Source organism: Simiduia litorea, assembly GCF_042853465.1.
In the GTDB taxonomy this organism is placed as follows: Bacteria; Pseudomonadota; Gammaproteobacteria; order Pseudomonadales; family Cellvibrionaceae; genus Simiduia; species Simiduia litorea.
The window spans coordinates 3,410,478-3,428,748 of record NZ_AP031497.1; the positions used below are offsets into that span (position 1 = coordinate 3,410,478).

Below are 18,271 nucleotides of genomic sequence, written 5' to 3' on the forward strand. Positions count from 1 at the left end.
GTTCGCAAGAAAAATCAATCGCCCCGAAATCTAAAAAACTTCAGGTATACTCGCCGGCAGCATTTTAGAACCGGAAAAATTACCCATGCCACACGCCTGCCCTCGTCCCTCGCGTCGGATAAACAACCCACTGCTAATCTTAGTATCCCTCGCCTCAAGCCTCGCCTGCGCACCTACTGTGATGGCGCACGGCGATGACATAGAAGAGGTGATTGTTACCTCGGTACGCAGCCACCGCACACTGGATGACACGCCGCTGCGCGTAGAAATTTTGGGTGAAGAAGAACTGCGCGAAAAATCCAACATGAAACCCGGTGACATTCGCATGCTGTTGAATGAAAGCACCGGCATTCAAGTTCAGCAAACATCGGCCACCAGCTTAAACTCCAGCATTCGTATTCAAGGCCTCGATGGGCGCTACACCCAAATGCTGCGCGACGGGCTGCCCATCTATTCGGGCTTTTCCAGCAGCCTCAGCCTGTTGCAAATTACACCGCTCGACTTACAACAAGTGGAAGTGATCAAAGGCGCATCATCGACACTTTACGGTGGCGGCGCCATTGCGGGGCTGGTCAACTTAGTGTCAAAAACACCGGGGGAAACACCGGAAACCGAGATGATGCTAAACGCCACCTCAGCCGGTGGCCAGGACCTTTCAGTTTTTCATTCGCGCGAAGCCGGCCAGCACGGGGTAACGCTATTTGGTACCTACAACCGAAGCCGTGGTTTTGATCCCGCCGATAACGGTCTCACCGCCATCCCAGAATTCGAGCGCGTCACCTTCACGCCGCGCTGGTTTTACGCCTTATCCGATGCCACCAAGTTCGACCTAGGCGTTGGCCTGATCGACGAAAACCGCTTGGGGGGCAGCATCGATTATATAAAAGGCGATGCACCTAACGACTACTTTGAAGACAACGAGAGCCGCCGGACCTACCTGCGTGCTGGCTTGTCTCACGCCTTTGACGATGGCGTCGAAGTGATGCTGAAACACACCAACAGCCAATTTGAACGCCAGCTTAAAAGCCCCGGCTACCAATTTTCCGGCAGCCAAACTTCCACCTTTACCGAACTCAGCCTAGCCGACTATCCGGCCGAAGGCGGTTGGGTCATCGGCCTCAATGCCACCACAGAAGCCTTCGATCAAGATCAGTCTGTAGACGGCTTCAACCACGACTACGCAGAACAAACCCTCGGCGCATTCGGACAATACACCCGAGACCTATCCTCGGCCGTCGTGCTCGAGGCGGGGCTGCGGGTAGACTCGCACACAGACTACGGCAACTTTGTATTACCACGTATATCGCTACTCTATTTGCCCACGCACGATCTCACGGTGCGGTTCGGGGGTGGCTATGGCTACAAAACGCCGAGCCTGTTCGTTTCCGATGCCGAAGCTCTGCAATTTAAAAACCTCGTGCCCATAGACCCAGACCAATTCGACGCCGAAACCTCAAAAGGCCTAAACCTCGATATCAACCACCGGCTCGATCTATCCGACAGCTGGTCACTCACCAGCAATCTAATGTTGTTCCACACTCAAATCGACAAGCCTTTAGAGATTATTGAACAAAACGGCTTATACAACTTCGACCAACAAAATTACGCCATCAACACGCGCGGCGCGGAAGCTAATTTTATCTTTGGCTTCGGCGAATTACGCTATTTCTTAGGCTACACCTATGTGGATGCCGAGCAGGAAACCGCTAACGGCAATGTAGAGCTGGCCTTAGTGTCACAACATCGGGTCAACCAGGTGTTGGTCTGGGAAAGAGAAGACAACTTTCGCATCGGCCTTGAAGCCTACTACTTCAGCCCACAACGCCGAGACAATGACAGCCGCGGCGAAGGCTATTGGATTTTCGGCTTAATGACAGAAAAGCAACTGGCAGACTCAGTCACCGCCTTTTTAAATTTCGAGAATTTCACCGACACGCGCCAAACCAAGTTTGAAAACATTAATTCAGGCGATTTAGTTAACCCGGTATTTCGCGATATTTATGCACCGCTGGATGGTTTTGTCATTAATGGTGGGGTTAGGGTTAGCTGGTAAAGACTCGGGTTTTATTGAATCCCGCCCATGTGCTAATAGCGGCTTGCGTTGATTAGCAAAAGTCTTCGCAAGGCTCGCTTCAAATAGCACACCGCGCGCCGTCAAACATATCGATGCTTTGCGCAATGCGCAGCTCTAGGTATAGGTAAAAGCTACGGATGCTCACTGCCACTAAGAGCACTCTTAGCAGCCGCCAAATTAGCGACGCACGCATCTCTAACGGATTTAGATTTAAATAGAAATCCGTTAGTATTTTTTCCGAACAACGGGAATTTATCGACGCCGATATCTTTACTAATTTCACCATCCGCTATCATTTCCTGGCGATAATACTCGAAGATATTACCATCCAATTGAATGAAGTCGACTCTATGTCTAAACAGCATTCTCAATTGGGTTTTTTGATTATGCGTTTCCTTATACTGCTTGTTGTTTTGCGCCATTTCCGCATAAGCGCCGCCAATTTTTTCGATCGCTCCCTGCCATGACAAGAGTGAGTACTGAGAGATATCCTCAACTTTTGTGATATGGAGCCCCCGTGTAGACAGTGACATCAGGAAGTTCTCATACGAATAGAGATCACCTGAATAGTAACCTTGAAGTCCCCGCTCGCTGATTAGCTTCTCATTCACGTCGGTGACAATATCAACCTGATCAGCCTCATAGGCAAAGATACGCCGTGCGTAGGGTAGTAATTTTGGCTGCAGCTCATAGCCCGAGGGTCTCAGGCAAGTATTCAACATATCTACCAGTATGCCGCCAGAGCCATCTTCGAGCACCCAAGGTGGCAAGGATGCACCAAAGGCAACCAAAATTTCTTTAGGCTGGCAAACCGCCGGATGAGACAACAGCAGCAATGCACTTAGATATAATGACGATTTATTCACGCAGACTCAGCCCAAACATAAAACTAGAAGAAAATCACAGTCGGTAACACAAGTACTAAACTCAGCAACTAGGTGACACAGCTACTAACTATACTGACTATACTAACTAATAGACGCTTTCATTTATGCGGTGCACCGACGGCTAGGAAAATGCTCCATCCCTGCAATGTGACAAACCACAATAAATTAACACGCTACTAAGAATAGAAGCCAATAACGAGTTGCGCTAGGCAGATATCGCTCAGCAGCCGCCACAATGGCCGATTCATTACTCCTCGACCAGCAGGAGAACATCTGAAAAAAATCTCTAGCCACTAATTTGTAGAGTTACTCAACGGTCCGTCATGGTGTTAGCTGACGGATTGCTAACATTGCTTTTCCTATCGAGTGGCCGTGCGTTTCAGACAAATATTCCAAGATATTTTCAAGACATTGCAGCTGACAAAGTGACAGCCAAGAATAGCGTGATTTCGCCAGCCCATTGCCCTCAGAAGCAAGCTCTAAGTCGTAGATAATTGCCTCTGTGAGCGTATCAAAGCGATGGGTGCACAAAACAGCCTTACGCAGAAGATTGGGCAATATCCACCCCATGCCAGCAACTGACAAATTAGCCAGCTCAGAATGCATATACCTCACCCCATCCATTGGAATTATGGGCTCGGGGTAATGACGCATGTGCTCCACGATATACCTGCAAACACAATCTTCACCAGCTCGATTCGTGAGCATAAATGCTTCAGGTTTACTCTGAAATGGAAAAGCTTTCTCCACGTCCAGAAAAATGTCTTCTCTAGTCTTGTAGCCTTGGTACACCATAGCGCGCTATGGGTGCTCAACATAAATAAGTTTATTCGTATCAAAACCACGCTCTGCCGACAGTTTCAGGAACTTTTCCATTACCTCTGACTTCACCGACGGTGTTCGCGACAACAACCAGAGATAATCGGTATTAGGCCCTGACACAAAGGCATAGCTATAGTCTTTATGGTCCAATTCAAAAATCACGTAAGAGCCGTAGAAAGGGCCGAAAAAAGACACTTTAAGATAGCCATCGGTTTCGCTATCAACAAAGTAAGCTTTTCCCTCGGCCTCCTTCCATTCGTTTTCAGCCGCCAAATATCCACGATTGAGCACCGAGACACCGCCATCTTCACGCAGACGGTATTCAGCCGTGACTTGGCTCATTCCGCTTTCAAATGAATGATCAAGGCGTGCCACCTCATACCATTTGCCCAGATAATCATCCAGCTCAAACCCCGATACGGGCTTCACGGATTCTGGCATGCCTAGGCAGCCACTCAACAAAACTGTGCAGATGGTCAGAAAAATTGTTTTCATAAAGCATCCAAAAACCTAACACCTAACTCCTAAACAGGCGTCGAAAAATAAAAATATAGCAGCGATTTTTTTAATCACAGTCACTTGTTCAGTGATTCACTAAATTGCACCAACAATAATCAGTATATTACGCACCGCAACTGCCAGCAGAGAACAGCCAATTATGCAACCCAGCGGCAGAAATACGTTATTGGATTTTCTAATTGTTTCTTCCATACCGTAACGTGCGACCAAAGCCTTACTTTTTGGGCTTGTTTGAAGATATGCAATAAGCTTACCCTCATCACGCATCAGTAGAACATTACGGATAACGAAATAAAGCCCGCCACAAAATGCAGCGGCAGCAAATATGTACAGCTCCACGCTTCATCCTAATAGTTGGTAATAGTCGATTTTCACTTAAACGCCAAAAGCAACGGACTAAAACCAGATCGAAGCGGCGGATTTTAGGTCCGCTGTTTTATTTGTTGTTATAGCCACAAACTCTCCTTTCTTTGACGCACTACCCTAAATGATTTGAATGCTAACCTAGCCTTAAAGCAATTTACATTTATGTTATAGCCTGACAGGGAATCTGAAATCTCTTGTCTTGTAATATCGGACTCTGAACCAACAATAACTTCCTTTAATTTTAGCGAATCAGAGAAATCAAGAAAATACAGACCCTTTTCCTCAGTCTCTTTGTCTAGTGAAATAAAGCCTCTAACTTCATTCTCATAACTCCAATGCGAATACTTAGTAAACAAAAACCTTTTGGCGAAGGAAAACGTGATATTTCCAGGATTCTTCAGCCTTTCAGCATCAATCACCAGCCGCTTTCTTGAGTAATTAACTTCACCTAAATGGTGGTCAGGAATATCGAACCCAAAACACAGTCCTTGGTGTTTATCTGCATAATGACTCCATTGCACAGGATTGTGCCAACTCTTACTAAAGCAGATAAGGCCTCGTTTTTTTGTCAATTCTGTCTTCATTTTGTGAAATGCACTACGAATATCTTCATTAGAAAATTCCACACCAAACAGCTCAAATGGATCGTTGAGTTCATGCAGCCTAGCGATCTTTAATCTTCTTTTTTGAAGATCTTGAATTCCGTATTCTTTATTTACAAAGTGATAAACTCTCATAGGCTATATCAATGTTAATCAGCGAATTAGGTCCGCAATATATTACGGATTAAATCCATATATCCAGCCTGCCACTAACTTTCCAGACCGATTACAGTTAATAGTGCCAGCAAATTATCACAAGGCAAAGCGTCTATCCGGCAAGGTGGTATTGAGGGCTAACACTAAGGTATTAAGACTGCCGCCAAATCTAAACTCGCGGATTCAAGCACCCAACTTTCGAGGAGCTTCACCCAGACACTTCACAAGCCACAGGGAAGTGGCGCGAGCGACTCATTGCGGGATAGCAATGCTGGAGCGGTGAAGTGGCAGGGTGAAGTTCCCCACTCTGACTCCAACCACTCCACCGAACCCGCGGAATTAAGCACCTGACTGCTAGGAAAATTGACCATCAGGTGTACCTACATCCTGCACACACCTTCCTTGGGCGTCCTGCCCATCAGGTGTACCTACATCCTGTGCACACCTTCCTTGGGCGTCCTGCCCATCAGGTGTACCTACATCCTGTAGGCAAGCCATCAGGAAGTGGCGCGAGCGACTCATTGCAGGACAGCAATGCTGAAGCGGTGAAGTGGCTGGGTGAAGCTCCCTACTCCGACTCCAACAACCCCACCTAACCCGTGGAACCGAACAACCCAACAACCCAACAACCCAACAACCCAACAACCAGAAAGAATAAGACAAACGGTCCAAATACAAACGGTGAGGGAAGGAAAAGAGCGAGGCGAATAAACCAGCGTAGCAGAGCGACTTAAAATGCGGCTTGCTACTAAATCACAAAACCAGCCGGATTGATAATTACCAACCCATAAACCGATCGATGGATTTTGAGTTTGACTCTAAGCGTTGCCAAAGGTGTAGAAAAGCCGGAAGGGCTAAAGCCCAGAAAAGGCCGAGGGCTATGGCCCAAGGTACGGGATGGGGAATACTCACCTCAGTAAACTGCGCCCCAGCCCAATAAGATAAAGGGCCGAAGAGCGCGCCAAAAAACGCGGCGAGCATTTTATATTTTGCCAACCAAAATAAGCTGTGCGGCAGCGTGGTGGCGAAGGCAAGCCAGAGCGGAATTAACCAATGGGGGAAAAATCTCGTGCCTTCGTAGAGCATTAGCCCCAGTGAAAACCACACAAGATCTGCCACAACGCCGATGCCTGCCACCAAGGCAACAAAGCCGAGTTCCAAATTTTTATGCGCGCTGATTAGCGCAATATGAAAAAAACAATACAACACGATGAAAAGCCAAGCAGTGGCATCGTGATATAAAATAATGCCCCACCAAACGCACTGAAACAGCAGTGCATTTAACAGCAGGGCAATATTGGGGCTTAGCCTAAGCAGTGCGTTAGCCAAGAGCCACTAGCGCCGGTAGTTGTTGCGCTCTGGGTTTGGCCATCAACAATTGTGACGTACCAATGGCGCGCTCGCGAAAGCCGCCTTCGCAATAGCAGAGATAGAAATCCCACATGCGAATAAAGGTTTCATCAAATCCACAGGCGCGTACTTTGTCGATAGTAGCCCAAAAGCGCTCGCGCCAATCAGCCAGAGTGCGGGCGTAGTGCTCGCCAATTTCATCCAAGCCCACCAACTGCATATCAGTGTATTCACGCAGGCAATTGCCAATCACACTCACAGACGGCAAAGCACCGCCGGGGAAAATGTAGCGCTGAATAAAATCCACGTTACTCTTCGCAAAGTTAAAGCGTTGATCGGCAATGGTAATGGCTTGAATCAGCATTAAGCCGTCATCTTTCAGCAGATTGGAACAGGTGGCAAAATATTGCGGATAGAATTTATGACCCACCGCTTCAATCATTTCGATAGATACGAGCTTATCGTAACGGCCAGTGAGATCGCGATAGTCTTCCAGTAACAGGGTGATCTTATCCTGCAACCCTTCGCGCTCTACCCAAGCACATGCGTAATCGTATTGTTGCTGTGAAATGGTTGTGGTGGTTACTCGGCAGCCGTAGTGTTTGGCGGCGTGAATAGCCATACCGCCCCAGCCGGTACCAATTTCCAATAGATGGTCTGTTGACTGCAGGTTTAAGCGCTTACAAATTCTATCTAACTTGGCCTCGGCGGCTTGCTCCAAGGTGGCACTTGGGCTTTCATACACGGCGGCCGAGTACATCATAGTTTTATCGAGAAACAGCGAGAAAAAATCGTTGCCTAAATCATAGTGGGCGGCAATATTTTTCTTCGAACCTATTTTGGTATTGCTTCGTAAGCTGTGATAGAGCTTTAACGCCCAACCTTTGATGGCGCTCCAGCTTGAATCCATGTCGTTAGTGAGCGCAATGTTGATGCTCATTAAGCGTACAACATCCACTAAGTTGTTCGAGCTCCACTCGCCGCGCATGTAAGACTCACCGGCACCGATGGTGCCACCGGTGATGACCGCGCTATAAAATCCGGCATCGTGCACTGCAATTTTGGCTTTCACGCCTTGGCTGGTGGTTTCGCCAAAATGAAATACTTCGCCAGCCTCGTGTAACTCTACGCTGCCATGGCGTAGGTTTTTCAACAATCTAAACAATAGATTCCTAAACATGCGGCTTGGTTTAGAAGCCGCTAACTGATCAGCCACAGCTGTGGATGCATCATTGATAAAATTATCCCTAAGATCTGACTGAGTTACACCGCTGGCTTGGGGTGGCGTCATGGAACTGTCCTCATTGTCTTTGTTCAATATCATTTACGAATTTTTCTTGCTCATTATTCTGTTTTGGGCTGCTGTAAAACCTTGCGCCTTTTAGCCATAGCTTTAAGGCTTGCCAATAAATGCCGCCTAACACTTTCGCTGTCATCCAGGGGAAGCGCCAAACCATGCCATTGAGTACCGTTTTAGTGCACTCTTCGCGCGTTAACTGCAAGCTAGCCTCAAAGGTCTTTCTATCTCCACCTAGCTCTTCCATTTGCATGGCGCTGGAAACAGCAATGTTCTGTAACCGTATACGAAGGTTTGTATCAGGCAGATTGCTTTTCAAACGATATTTTTGCTGCATCTGCATAAACGGTGATACATGTAACACCTTGCTAAATTCTTGCGCCTGCTCGACGGTTTTCTGGCGGTAATCAATGCTGTACACATAGCGATTATCCCAGGGCGTATTGGTAACTTCGGCGAGCATGGCGTCGAGTTTAGTGCCGCTGACATCAAACACATAAAACAAGGTGATAGGATTCATACGCAAACCAAAACAGCGCGGGTTGGTCAGCATGCGAATGGGGCCGGCCGGTGTAAAACCTAGGGTTTGTTGTACCTTGTCAATTACCGCCTGCTTGATACTAATATCTGGATTGCCAAAGTAGTCCTGCCGACGCAGCCAAAAAGGCGCAAATTTTTCACACGACCAAAATATGGAGCGCGAACACAGGGCCGGAATTTCATCCAAATCCACATAGGCCATAAACACCCGGTAAGAAAACTGGTGCAACTTAGGTTTCCAGCGCGCGTGCTGAAGTAGCCCTGTGTAAATCCCGCTCGCCAGTTGTGCGTCCATTACCACTTTGCCCCTAAGGCTGTGGCAACGCGAATACCGCTGTTGACGCCATCTTCATGAAAGCCGTTGGCCCAGTAGGCGCCACAAAACCAAGTGTTATTGCGACCATTAATATCTGCCCAACGGGTCTGTGCGGTAACACCGGGCACGGTAAACTCCGGGTGATCATAGTGATAAACGCCCAAAACTTTATCCGGATCGATGGCCGAGGTGTGATTGAGGGTGACGCAGAAAGTATGTTCCGACTCTAGCCCCTGTAATATATTCATGTTGTAGGTGAGCACTGGCCGCTCGTGCTTTTGTTGCAATAGGCGGCTGTTCCAACTGGACCACGCTAACTTTCGCGCCGGCAATACGCTAATGTCTGTGTGCAGCACCACCTCATTTGGCTGGTAGGGAATAGCGCCTAGAATGTCAGTTTCCGCCTGATTGGCATCGCCCAGAAGTTTCAACGCTTGATCGCTGTGGGTGCCGATGATGACCTGATCGAAGTGCTCACACTTGCCGTTATCAAAGCGAACGGTGACGCCCTGATCATCGCGTACAATGGTCGCAAGTCGGGTATTCAGTTTTATCTTGTGCGCAAAGCCTTTGGTTAATGGCTCTAGGTAAGCTTGTGAGCCGCCGATAAGGGTGCGCCACTGGGGTCGGTTGTTAACACTAAGCAGACCGTGATTATTAAAAAAGCGAATAAAAAATTCTACTGGAAAATCTAACATCACCTGATCACCCGAGGACCAGATAGCAGCCCCCATAGGCACTAAGTACTGATGGGTAAACATCTTACCGTAACGATTTTCCACTAAATATTCGCGCAGGCTTTGCTGCGCCGGTATTTTACCCTGCTGCCAATGGGCCACAGACTCGCGATTAAAGCGCATGATATCGCGCAACATCGACCAGAAGCGCGGGCTGATTAAATTACTTCGCTGCGCGAAAAGGGAATTTAGATTTTTGCCACTGTATTCGAGTTTGGATAGCTCATCGGTAACGCTGTAACTCATTTCTGCCGGCCGCGATGCCACGCCGAGCTGAGTCATCAGCCGAATAAAATTGGGGTAAGTCCAGTCGTTGTAGACGATAAAACCAGTATCAATAGCATGGGACTCGCCCTGGTAATTTATCTGTTTCGTGGCCGTGTGACCGCCGATGCGATCATCCGCTTCAAACACGGTAATGTCGTGCATCTCGTGCAACAGATAAGCCGCCGTTAAGCTTGAAATACCGCTACCAATAATCGCAATCTTCACAAAGGTTCCTTTTTTTACTATTCGGGTGTCGTTTCAACACGGTGTTTTGGGGTTAATACAGCGACGGCGGTTTTCTAATTAACGCCGGCGCAAGCCAGCGCTCCCACACGGGGCCTAGGCTGCGCAATACCAGTAAGGGCCATGCCAAGCGCCGAGGAAAGCGATGCAGTTTCTTACGTTTTTCACTGGCCCAAATAATTTCATCGGCAGCGCGCCCGCTCGCAATGAGGCCGGGCATCGGAAAATCATTTTTCGCTGTTAAGGGGGTGGCAACAAAACCGGGCTGCACTAGGGTTACATCAATATTGGCGGCCTTGAGATCAATGCGCAGTGTGGCAATAAAATAATCCAGCGCCGCCTTGGAGGCGCCATAAGCTTCGGCGCGCGGAAAGGGTAAAAGAGTGGAAAGACTAGACACCGCAACCACTTGCGCTCGGCTGCGCGTATTCGCCTGTGCGTTGCTGTGCGTGTTGGCGCGCAGCAGCGGTAAGGCGATGGCCAAACAGTTCACCACACCCTGAAAATTTGTGGCAAAAACACGTTCAAACAGTTTCGGCTCAAACACCGGCAAGTCTACATATTCACAACAACCGGCATTAAGTATCACCATATCGAGCGAATCGGTGATGGCGTGTAACTCGGCTTTCGCAGCCGCCATGGATTCAGCATTACCCACGTCACAAGCCAGCGGTGTGAGCAAGTGCGGAAACTCGGCTTTAATGTCGGTAAAGGCGTCAGCACTGCGGGCAGAGGCAATAACCTGATTACCTGCGCGTAACAACTTGACCAGTAACGCGCGCCCGATACCGCTCGATGCGCCGGTCAACCAAATGATTTTCCCGGTGATCATTTGCTGGCACTCAAAGGCTGGCTGCTAAAATCGTGACTCGCCGTTGCCAAACGCTTGCGCAACCAGGTAATGAAACGCCCGAACATCGGAATTTTTTCATACACCATGGCACCCATATCGTAAAAATCTTCATGCTCGATGATAAGGTCGTGGGCAATCTTCAAACGCGTAACGCCAGGCACCACAACGTCTCTGCCACCGGCCAAGGTTTTGTGCTGGAACACCATCTGCCACTGAATAAACACGTCATCGTCCTGCCTCGCTTGATGTAAGTAGGCAAAACGGCAAGACACCAAATTTGTGCACATGTCCGTGAAATAGCCAATGATATGGTCTAGCCCTACCACTTTGTGGATGGGGTCTATAAACACCGCATCTTTGGCATAGATGCTGTTCAGTTGACTTACACTGCGGCTATCGAAGGTTGCGTAGCAGGCTTTAAATCTCTCTATCACTGGCATTATCACTTTCTCCTGATTCCTGACCTTTAATACGCTCGCCCCCGGCCACTAGATCACCCTAGTGCAACCCCTCTAAAACCTTAGCTCACCGATTGATCCATTGGTTGATATTGCCCGTATAGAGTCAGTAAGGATTGATCATTCACCTTGGCAATTGACTTTTCACTAGTGGAACACTTGGATTTGACCAACTATGATGGCGATGAACATGACTAAGCCGCGCCCTCACATCGGCGCCGCCACAAATGGCACCGAGCCGCGGAGCACAACTGTGAATGACCCCTCTCACCGAGACGACGAGTGGAGCCAGCTACTTGAAAGCATCGCCCAGCAGCGCTGTAAGACGTCTTTCGCTCAGTTCTTCAATCATTTTTCCCCTTTGCTCAAAGGCTTCCTGATTAAGGGGTCGCGCCTCAACCACGCGCAAGCGGAAGAGCTGGTGCAGGAGGTGATGATTAAAGTGTGGCAGCGCGCTGGCCAGTTTGATGCCAAAAAATCCTCAGCCAGCACGTGGCTTTACACCATCGCCCGTAACAGCCGTATCGATTGGCTGCGCCGGCAAGCCAACGCGGTGACGGAAGAGTTAGCGGCAGACGACTTATACGAAGACGAAACCAGCGAAACGCCCTTCTCGCTCTTGCAGCACCATCGCCAGCATAACTCTGTACACGATGCCCTCGCAGGCCTTCCCGATGAACAAGCACTGGTGCTGCGCAAAGTCTATATGGAGGGGTTATCACACTCCGAAGTATCCGAGGATTTAGCACTCCCCCTAGGCACCGTGAAATCCCGCGTGCGCCTAGCGTTGAAGAAACTCCAAGATGTTATTGGCCGCGAGGTCTTGGCATAACATGCGCGAGCATGAGCAGGTAAACACTATGATTAAACATCACCCAGACGATAACTTATTAGTCGAATTTAGCGCCGGCACCTTAGCCTTCGCTCAATCTATCGCGGTCTCTTCTCACTTGCACTTTTGCGACCATTGTCGACGTAGAGCCGAGCGCTTAAATAGTATTGGCGCCAATTTAATGAGTGATTGCGATTCCGTGGCGGTGAGTGAAGACTTACTCGACAAGGTATTCAGCAAACTCGATCAACCCGGTAAAACTGAGGTGCGAGTACCTAAAGGGCGATCAAAAATGCCAAGAGTCATCGATAAGCTGCTGACGCAACAGGGCCAGCCGCGCTGGCAGTTTTTAACTCCTTCACTGGATATGGCGCGATTGCACACTGGGCAACAAGAATTTGAAGTGGCCTTGCACCGGATCAAAGCCGGTGGCAGCGTGGCCGAACACGACCACCGGGGAACAGAAATTACACTGGTGTTAGACGGTAGTTTTTCAGATGAGAACGGCATTTATCACGAAGGTGATTTTTTGATGCGCGACGCAGGCCAAGTTCATCGCCCACTCGCCAGCCGCGATGCGCCGTGCATTTGCCTTTCAGTGGTAGCGGCGCCGGTGCGCATGACCGGTAAATTCACCCGCTTGTTAAACCCCTTCTTGAGCTTCAAACCCCAATAGGCCGTTCCATCACCGTAGAACTGGCGCGTGCGTGCGCCAGCTGCTTATCGCCGGCATAGACCACGGCGTCGATAAACACCAAGCGCCGGGTTTGCTCGGTAATCACCGCCTCTACTTCAAAATGCGTTAGATCGGGCGTAATCGGTCGAATATAGCTGGTATTGAGCTGAGTAGTCACCGACGGTTGCGCCACCAAAAAAGTTAGCGGGCCAATGGTATTATCGATGGCGCCGACTATTAAACCTCCCTGCATATAACCCATTGGGTTGGCGAACTCTGGCTTAACGGGAAAGCGCACCCTCAAGCGTTTGGCCTCTGGATCAAAATGCAAAAACTCGCCGCCCATCGTCGTGAAACAAGCGGGCGGGAATTGCAGCGGTAGATCGGGAAAACGGGCCTTGAGCTGTGCGGTTATAGCATCGACGGGGTCTGGCATGGATAAGCATCCTGACTGAATTGCAAAAGGCCATAGTACCGGAAACTCGGCCATCAGGCAGTGACGAAAAACGTCACCTTATTGCCGCCAGCATGACCTTTACCCCTGTTCGCGCTTTTTCCCACAACCCTGGCACTGAGGGATGAGCTCAGTGCCACAAGCAGGTAGGGGCCGACTCAGCAACCGGGCCTTACCTCACTCCAATTAATCCACGTCGACGGCCAGAAGGTTATCATCCGCGTTGCGATCAATCATTTTAATGTAGGGGTCAATACCGGCAAACACTGGCAATTCATCAAGCACCAATGTCACCGTGTTAGGCCCAGATTTAATGAGATGCTTTGCCAAATAAAGAACGTGATCACTGCCCTTGGCGCTATCGGGGTCTTGAGTGAAAACGCCTATATCGAATTGATCAGCGAGCGACACCTCAGTTTCTTCGCCTTGACCGTCGGCGTAGATTTTTTTAGCGTCAATTTCTAAGGTCAACTGAAAACGCCCGTCCGCTTGCTTAACGGCCCGAGCACTGTCAATTTTTAAATCGAAAAGCGTAATTTTCGTGAACAGATCATCGATAAATGCATGGTCTTGCGCTGGTATTTCGGCCTTGAGGAAGCGCAGTAGATCTAGCGTGGTTGGATAGGGGTCAGCGGCATATTGGTAGGCTTGTAAAAAATGCTTCAACGCCGTATTAATTGCCGTTTCACCATAGCGATCACGCAGTGCATACATCACCACACCACCCTTCTGATAGTGAATATAGGATTGATTCTCAGCACGGTACAGCGGCATTTCCTCAAGAATTTCCTGACTTCTAGTGCGCAAGTAGCGCTCCATTTCCCACTTCAGGAATTTCCGCAATTGATCTTTTCCAAGCGCCTTTTCCATGACCATATACGCCGAGTATTCAGCCAAGGTCTCTGACAACACGGCACCACCCTGAACATTGGCAGGAATAACTTGGTGGCCCCACCACTGGTGCGCCATTTCATGGGCCGTTACGAAATACACGTAATCAATTGCCTCTTCATCACGCAAATCTGCAATAAAACCCAAATTTTCTGAGTAGGGAATTGTATTGGCAAAACTTTGAGCAAAATCAGCGTAGCGAGGAAATTCTATGATGCGAACCTGACGATGCTGGTAGGGCGAAAATGCTTCACCAAAATAATCTAGCGAGGATTTCACCGCAGTAACCATCCGCTCCACATTCATGGCGTGGCTTGGCTGATGATAGACCTCAATGCTAACGCCCTTGTACAGCTCTTTATATGCCGCCAGCTCAGCCGACATAAACGCCATAAAATGAAACATCGGGGTGTCCATTTTATAATGAAAATACCGCCGACCTTCCGCCTGCCATTCGCGCTCTAAATAACCCGGCGATATCGCAAATTGTTCGGCGCTGGTAGACACCACCGTTTCGAAGTTAATGAAATCTGCTTCCTTACCAATAAAATTAGTACCATATTGGCTTTCGTCTTCGAGCTTAGGCAGACGTTGAAGTTCGGGCAAATCACGTTTACGTCGCTCGTGCCTGTCGGCAATTTCTGCGTCGGCGTTGTAACCAAACTGCGGAAATATTTCTTTATTGTTTACAAACGATCCGTTGTATACCAATCGAGTGTCAGACGCTTGATCGACAAAACCAGGATTTGCGCGGCTGAAGCTAAAATTCATATTGCGGGTTTCACCTATTTGTACAGCCGGCTCAAACTCAACCCAACTGACAAACAATTTATCATCGCGCTCAACCTCCACACCACCATCGATATCAAAATTTAACGCTCGGTGCTTCCCTCCATCCCACACAACCATCATTCGCTTGAGCGGCGTTTTATTTTTATTTACCAACTGGTAAACACCATTGACCGATAAACGCCGCTCGGCTGGGTAGAAGTCGACATCGGCGTATACATCGGTAATGGTTAACACATTCTCAGATTGAAAGGGCTTATACCGACGCTCGTACTCCGCTTGGCGATCAAGCAGATCATCCGAACTTTGGAAACTATTCACAACGCGGGTTTGGTAATAGATCACACTACCAAAACCTAAAAACAGTACCAGCCCGAGCACGACACCGAGCTGACCTGCACGCCCGAGGTTGTAACGCAACAAGCCAAACCGATGTTTTAAGCCTTGTTGCGCACCTCGACGCCAAAGGCCAAATCCGGCAACCGTAAGCACCAAGGTCAAACCAAACCAATACAGGTTGTACACTAACGATGGCAATAGATAATGGCCAAAGCCATTAATATCTGAATAAAGCACGCGCGGCGCGGTGCCAAAACGCCACATATTGTGTTCCAGCCCTAACTGACGAGCCACGATAGAACCGACAAAATAGGTGACAAATAAAAGCATGCCTACATATTTATTCGGGCTTAATATCTGAATAAATACGGCGAGCAAGGCGAGCATAATCATTGGCAGGATGAAATTTAAACCTAACAAACCTGCATAAACGGTCAACTCTATCTGCGTATAGCCTTTTGCCAGCTGATAAAGCACAGCAAACACCACACCCAATATCGATAGACACGTGATAATTGCAACTAAGGCAAATACTTTTGGAAAGTACAACCCCCAATTTTTTATCGGCGTGGACTCCACTATATCGCCTATACCTAGTTGTCGATCACGCCACACCGTCTCGGCCGAGTAGTAGGTTAATACAATCAGCATCATGACCGAGAAAGAGCCAATTACATAGTCGGCCATGGTTCGAGTAAGCGGCCAATTCTTGGTGCCGAATGCACCGTCGTTATCAAATGCAATAAGCCCGAGACTAAAAAGCGAGATAATACACAAAACTAAAAAGGGTGCGCTTTTAATAACCTGCAGCACTTCAAAATGGCTGCGCGCCCAGAATTTCGGCCACTGACTAGCGCTTAAATTAGCGCCATAATTTACAGGCTTAACGGGTGCTCGTTGGGTATCGTTCTTGGCCTTGTCGCTACCTAACTTTGCAGGCCGACGCACATCGATAAGCCAGTGTGCGCAAACCATCATAGCCACCGTAATAGACAGCCACATAAGTCGGTTGAGCAACAAAGCACCATCGAGCGATACTAACTGCGTATTTCGTTCGTGAGCAGTCCAGAAACGAGTGGCCTCACCGAACGCGCCCAAACCGAAAGGATCTAGGTAGGCGGCCCACAAAACATAGCTCGGGTCTGACAGTAAGGTTTGCGACAATTCGTACAATATGAAGAAGCTAACTACGCCTAAATACATACCCATCATCGAGCGTGTTTTCACCGCCAGTAGGTAAAACAATACCGAACAAAAAAGAAAGTTGGGAATCACAAAAACAACATATGACCATAGATAGGGCATCAATTGCGTTGAGCCTAATCGCTCGGGGTCAACCGTGGGCCAAAAGCTGCCAATCAAACTACCCAGCGGAACAGCCAAGAAAACCACTAGGCATACGGCAAATGCACCCAATAATCGTCCCCATAGGTACTGACTTTGGCTAATTGGCTTTGCCAACATCATTCCTTCCATCTTATGGGTAACATCGCGCACCGCACTGCCACCCGCGAAATTTGCGACTAAGAACATCCCGATCAAACTCATGATCAGCATTGTTTGCGTGATCGCGTGTGGCGAGTTGAAATTTACGTTACTGGCCCCTCCAATGGTGACGTTGTCTGACACCATGGCAAAAAATGGCAACAGAAAGAACACGAATAAACACACATAGAAGGACGGTTGCTTGCGGAAGTAATTCAGTTCAAAACGGGCTAAAGAGAAAATCATTGTTTGCACTCCCCGTTAGGCGCTTTTACGCGATTGCAACAGGGTTGCAAAATAGACATCTTCTAAATCTGGTATCAGGCTATCAAAACCTTCACAGGGTTGCTGATCCGACAACACATGAATAACGGTTTTTCCGGATTTTAGGTGGGTAGAAATGACTTGGTGTTCCTGTTGATACTCTGGCAGCTGCTCTTTATTGATAACTTTACGCCACACCCGATCGCGTAGGGTGTCGATAACCGACCCCGGTTCGCCAATCAACTGAATTTTCCCGCTGGCTAAAATGGCCAACTTGCTACACAGCTCTTCTACATCATCAACAATATGCGTGGATAAAATAACTACTTTGTTTTCACCGATATCCGCCAACAAATTATGAAACCGGTTACGCTCTTCCGGATCGAGACCGGCCGTTGGTTCGTCTACGATGATTAAATCTGGGTCGCCTAGAAGTGCTTGAGCAATACCGAAGCGTTGCTTCATACCGCCGGAAAAAGTACTCACCGCTTTCTTCCGCGCATCCCACAAATTTGTTTGCGCAAGCAGTGATTCGACCGAGTCACGCCGCTCCCCGCGTTTATCGAGGCCCTTGAGAATCGCCATGTGATCCAAAAGATCTAGCGCACTTATGCGCGGGTAGACATCGAAGTCTTGGGGAAGATAACCAAGCCGTTGGCGGATTTGATCAGGGTTTTTACTCACATCCACCCCGTCAAATAGAATGGTGCCTGCATCCGCCTGCTGGAGCGTTGAAATAGTGCGCATGAGCGAAGATTTACCCGCGCCATTAGGCCCTAAAAGGCCAAACATACCTCTTTCAATGGTTAAACAAACATCATCTAAGGCCTTGACACCGTTATCGTAAGTTTTGGTGAGATTTCGAATTTCCAGCATCTTCATTCCTTAAAGTGTTGTTATACATTGTTATTGTTTGCGATTTCTTTTGCACCCAGCTCAAATATCTACCGGCTGGGCAACAACGGTTGCCCAGCCACGTGATGACCGCTCAAAGAAGATCTCAGTTCGGTGCTGATAGTAGCCTAATCAATTAAGCGGTGTTATCAAGATTGGT

At 48.5% G+C, this 18,271-nt stretch carries 17 protein-coding genes; 3 read left to right on the forward strand and 14 right to left on the reverse strand.

Annotated features, from left to right (window positions below; translation table 11 throughout):
* The first annotated feature begins 85 nt into the window (after positions 1-85).
* On the forward strand, positions 86-2,053 hold the full coding sequence (locus ACGHTT_RS15135) for a TonB-dependent receptor plug domain-containing protein (RefSeq protein WP_390591716.1): 1,968 nt from the start codon (positions 86-88) through the stop codon (positions 2,051-2,053).
* Between the two features lie 152 nt (positions 2,054-2,205).
* Here ACGHTT_RS15135 and ACGHTT_RS15140 read toward each other — a convergent pair whose 3' ends face one another.
* The 11 genes from ACGHTT_RS15140 to ACGHTT_RS15190 form a co-directional block, all read right to left on the reverse strand.
* Entirely contained in the window at positions 2,206-2,940 is a 735-nt protein-coding gene (locus ACGHTT_RS15140) for a hypothetical protein (protein ID WP_390591717.1), read from the reverse strand.
* 342 nt (positions 2,941-3,282) lie between these two features.
* Entirely contained in the window at positions 3,283-3,567 is a 285-nt protein-coding gene (locus ACGHTT_RS15145) for a hypothetical protein (RefSeq protein ID WP_390591718.1), read from the reverse strand.
* Between the two features lie 195 nt (positions 3,568-3,762).
* Entirely contained in the window at positions 3,763-4,278 is a 516-nt protein-coding gene (locus tag ACGHTT_RS15150; protein ID WP_390591719.1) for a lipocalin family protein, read from the reverse strand.
* A 99-nt stretch (positions 4,279-4,377) separates the two neighbouring features.
* Positions 4,378-4,641 (reverse strand): hypothetical protein, encoded by a 264-nt coding sequence (locus ACGHTT_RS15155; protein WP_390591720.1) that lies wholly within the window; start codon positions 4,639-4,641, stop codon positions 4,378-4,380.
* A gap of 107 nt (positions 4,642-4,748) precedes the next feature.
* Positions 4,749-5,405: a DUF2971 domain-containing protein gene (locus ACGHTT_RS15160; RefSeq protein ID WP_390591721.1), complete on the reverse strand. Its 657-nt coding sequence runs from the start codon at positions 5,403-5,405 to the stop codon at positions 4,749-4,751.
* 798 nt (positions 5,406-6,203) lie between these two features.
* Positions 6,204-6,755 carry a DUF2878 domain-containing protein gene (locus ACGHTT_RS15165; RefSeq protein ID WP_390591722.1) on the reverse strand — a complete coding sequence of 184 codons (552 nt, stop codon included), beginning with the start codon at positions 6,753-6,755 and terminating at the stop codon, positions 6,204-6,206.
* Positions 6,748-8,067, reverse strand: coding sequence for a class I SAM-dependent methyltransferase (locus tag ACGHTT_RS15170; protein WP_390591723.1), 1,320 nt, complete (start codon positions 8,065-8,067; stop codon positions 6,748-6,750). Before ACGHTT_RS15170 ends, ACGHTT_RS15165 begins: the two co-directional genes overlap by 8 nt.
* Before the next feature lie 10 nt (positions 8,068-8,077).
* Complete coding sequence (locus tag ACGHTT_RS15175; RefSeq protein ID WP_390591724.1) at positions 8,078-8,908, reverse strand: DUF1365 domain-containing protein; 831 nt, start codon at positions 8,906-8,908, stop codon at positions 8,078-8,080.
* Positions 8,908-10,158 (reverse strand): NAD(P)/FAD-dependent oxidoreductase, encoded by a 1,251-nt coding sequence (locus tag ACGHTT_RS15180; protein ID WP_390591726.1) that lies wholly within the window; start codon positions 10,156-10,158, stop codon positions 8,908-8,910. The genes ACGHTT_RS15175 and ACGHTT_RS15180 overlap by 1 nt, the downstream gene beginning before the upstream one ends.
* Before the next feature lie 52 nt (positions 10,159-10,210).
* Positions 10,211-11,008 (reverse strand): SDR family NAD(P)-dependent oxidoreductase, encoded by a 798-nt coding sequence (locus ACGHTT_RS15185; protein WP_390591727.1) that lies wholly within the window; start codon positions 11,006-11,008, stop codon positions 10,211-10,213.
* Complete coding sequence (locus ACGHTT_RS15190; protein WP_390591728.1) at positions 11,005-11,469, reverse strand: nuclear transport factor 2 family protein; 465 nt, start codon at positions 11,467-11,469, stop codon at positions 11,005-11,007. Before ACGHTT_RS15190 ends, ACGHTT_RS15185 begins: the two co-directional genes overlap by 4 nt.
* Positions 11,470-11,740: 271 nt before the next feature.
* On the opposite strand from ACGHTT_RS15190, the gene ACGHTT_RS15195 reads away from it, so the two are divergent.
* The gene (locus tag ACGHTT_RS15195) at positions 11,741-12,319 is read left to right on the forward strand and encodes a sigma-70 family RNA polymerase sigma factor (RefSeq protein ID WP_390591729.1); all 579 of its coding nucleotides are present in this window, start codon (positions 11,741-11,743) and stop codon (positions 12,317-12,319) included.
* Between the two features lie 28 nt (positions 12,320-12,347).
* On the forward strand, positions 12,348-12,995 hold the full coding sequence (locus ACGHTT_RS15200) for a ChrR family anti-sigma-E factor (protein ID WP_390591730.1): 648 nt from the start codon (positions 12,348-12,350) through the stop codon (positions 12,993-12,995).
* Here the strand turns inward: ACGHTT_RS15200 and ACGHTT_RS15205 are convergent.
* The 3 genes from ACGHTT_RS15205 to ACGHTT_RS15215 form a co-directional block, all read right to left on the reverse strand.
* Entirely contained in the window at positions 12,982-13,431 is a 450-nt protein-coding gene (locus ACGHTT_RS15205) for a PaaI family thioesterase (protein ID WP_390591732.1), read from the reverse strand. The two genes, ACGHTT_RS15200 and ACGHTT_RS15205, sit on opposite strands and share 14 nt — an antisense overlap.
* A 204-nt stretch (positions 13,432-13,635) precedes the next feature.
* Positions 13,636-17,199 carry an ABC transporter permease/M1 family aminopeptidase gene (locus ACGHTT_RS15210; RefSeq protein ID WP_390591733.1) on the reverse strand — a complete coding sequence of 1,188 codons (3,564 nt, stop codon included), beginning with the start codon at positions 17,197-17,199 and terminating at the stop codon, positions 13,636-13,638.
* Positions 17,200-17,214: 15 nt separating this feature from the next.
* On the reverse strand, positions 17,215-18,093 hold the full coding sequence (locus tag ACGHTT_RS15215) for an ABC transporter ATP-binding protein (protein WP_390591735.1): 879 nt from the start codon (positions 18,091-18,093) through the stop codon (positions 17,215-17,217).
* Positions 18,094-18,271: the final 178 nt, after the last annotated feature.

What these genes read in the sequence shown, in the direction of transcription:
- ACGHTT_RS15135 (WP_390591716.1), top strand. Translation starts at nt 86, where the DNA reads ATGCCACACGCCTGCCCTCGTCCCTCGCGTCGGATAAACAACCCACTG.
- ACGHTT_RS15145 (WP_390591718.1), bottom strand. Translation starts at nt 3,567, where the DNA reads ATGCATTCTGAGCTGGCTAATTTGTCAGTTGCTGGCATGGGGTGGATA.
- ACGHTT_RS15150 (WP_390591719.1), bottom strand. Translation starts at nt 4,278, where the DNA reads ATGAAAACAATTTTTCTGACCATCTGCACAGTTTTGTTGAGTGGCTGC.
- ACGHTT_RS15160 (WP_390591721.1), bottom strand. Translation starts at nt 5,405, where the DNA reads ATGAGAGTTTATCACTTTGTAAATAAAGAATACGGAATTCAAGATCTT.
- ACGHTT_RS15170 (WP_390591723.1), bottom strand. Translation starts at nt 8,067, where the DNA reads ATGACGCCACCCCAAGCCAGCGGTGTAACTCAGTCAGATCTTAGGGAT.
- ACGHTT_RS15175 (WP_390591724.1), bottom strand. Translation starts at nt 8,908, where the DNA reads ATGGACGCACAACTGGCGAGCGGGATTTACACAGGGCTACTTCAGCAC.
- ACGHTT_RS15185 (WP_390591727.1), bottom strand. Translation starts at nt 11,008, where the DNA reads ATGATCACCGGGAAAATCATTTGGTTGACCGGCGCATCGAGCGGTATC.
- ACGHTT_RS15190 (WP_390591728.1), bottom strand. Translation starts at nt 11,469, where the DNA reads ATGCCAGTGATAGAGAGATTTAAAGCCTGCTACGCAACCTTCGATAGC.
- ACGHTT_RS15200 (WP_390591730.1), top strand. Translation starts at nt 12,348, where the DNA reads ATGATTAAACATCACCCAGACGATAACTTATTAGTCGAATTTAGCGCC.
- ACGHTT_RS15205 (WP_390591732.1), bottom strand. Translation starts at nt 13,431, where the DNA reads ATGCCAGACCCCGTCGATGCTATAACCGCACAGCTCAAGGCCCGTTTT.
- ACGHTT_RS15210 (WP_390591733.1), bottom strand. Translation starts at nt 17,199, where the DNA reads ATGATTTTCTCTTTAGCCCGTTTTGAACTGAATTACTTCCGCAAGCAA.
- ACGHTT_RS15215 (WP_390591735.1), bottom strand. Translation starts at nt 18,093, where the DNA reads ATGCTGGAAATTCGAAATCTCACCAAAACTTACGATAACGGTGTCAAG.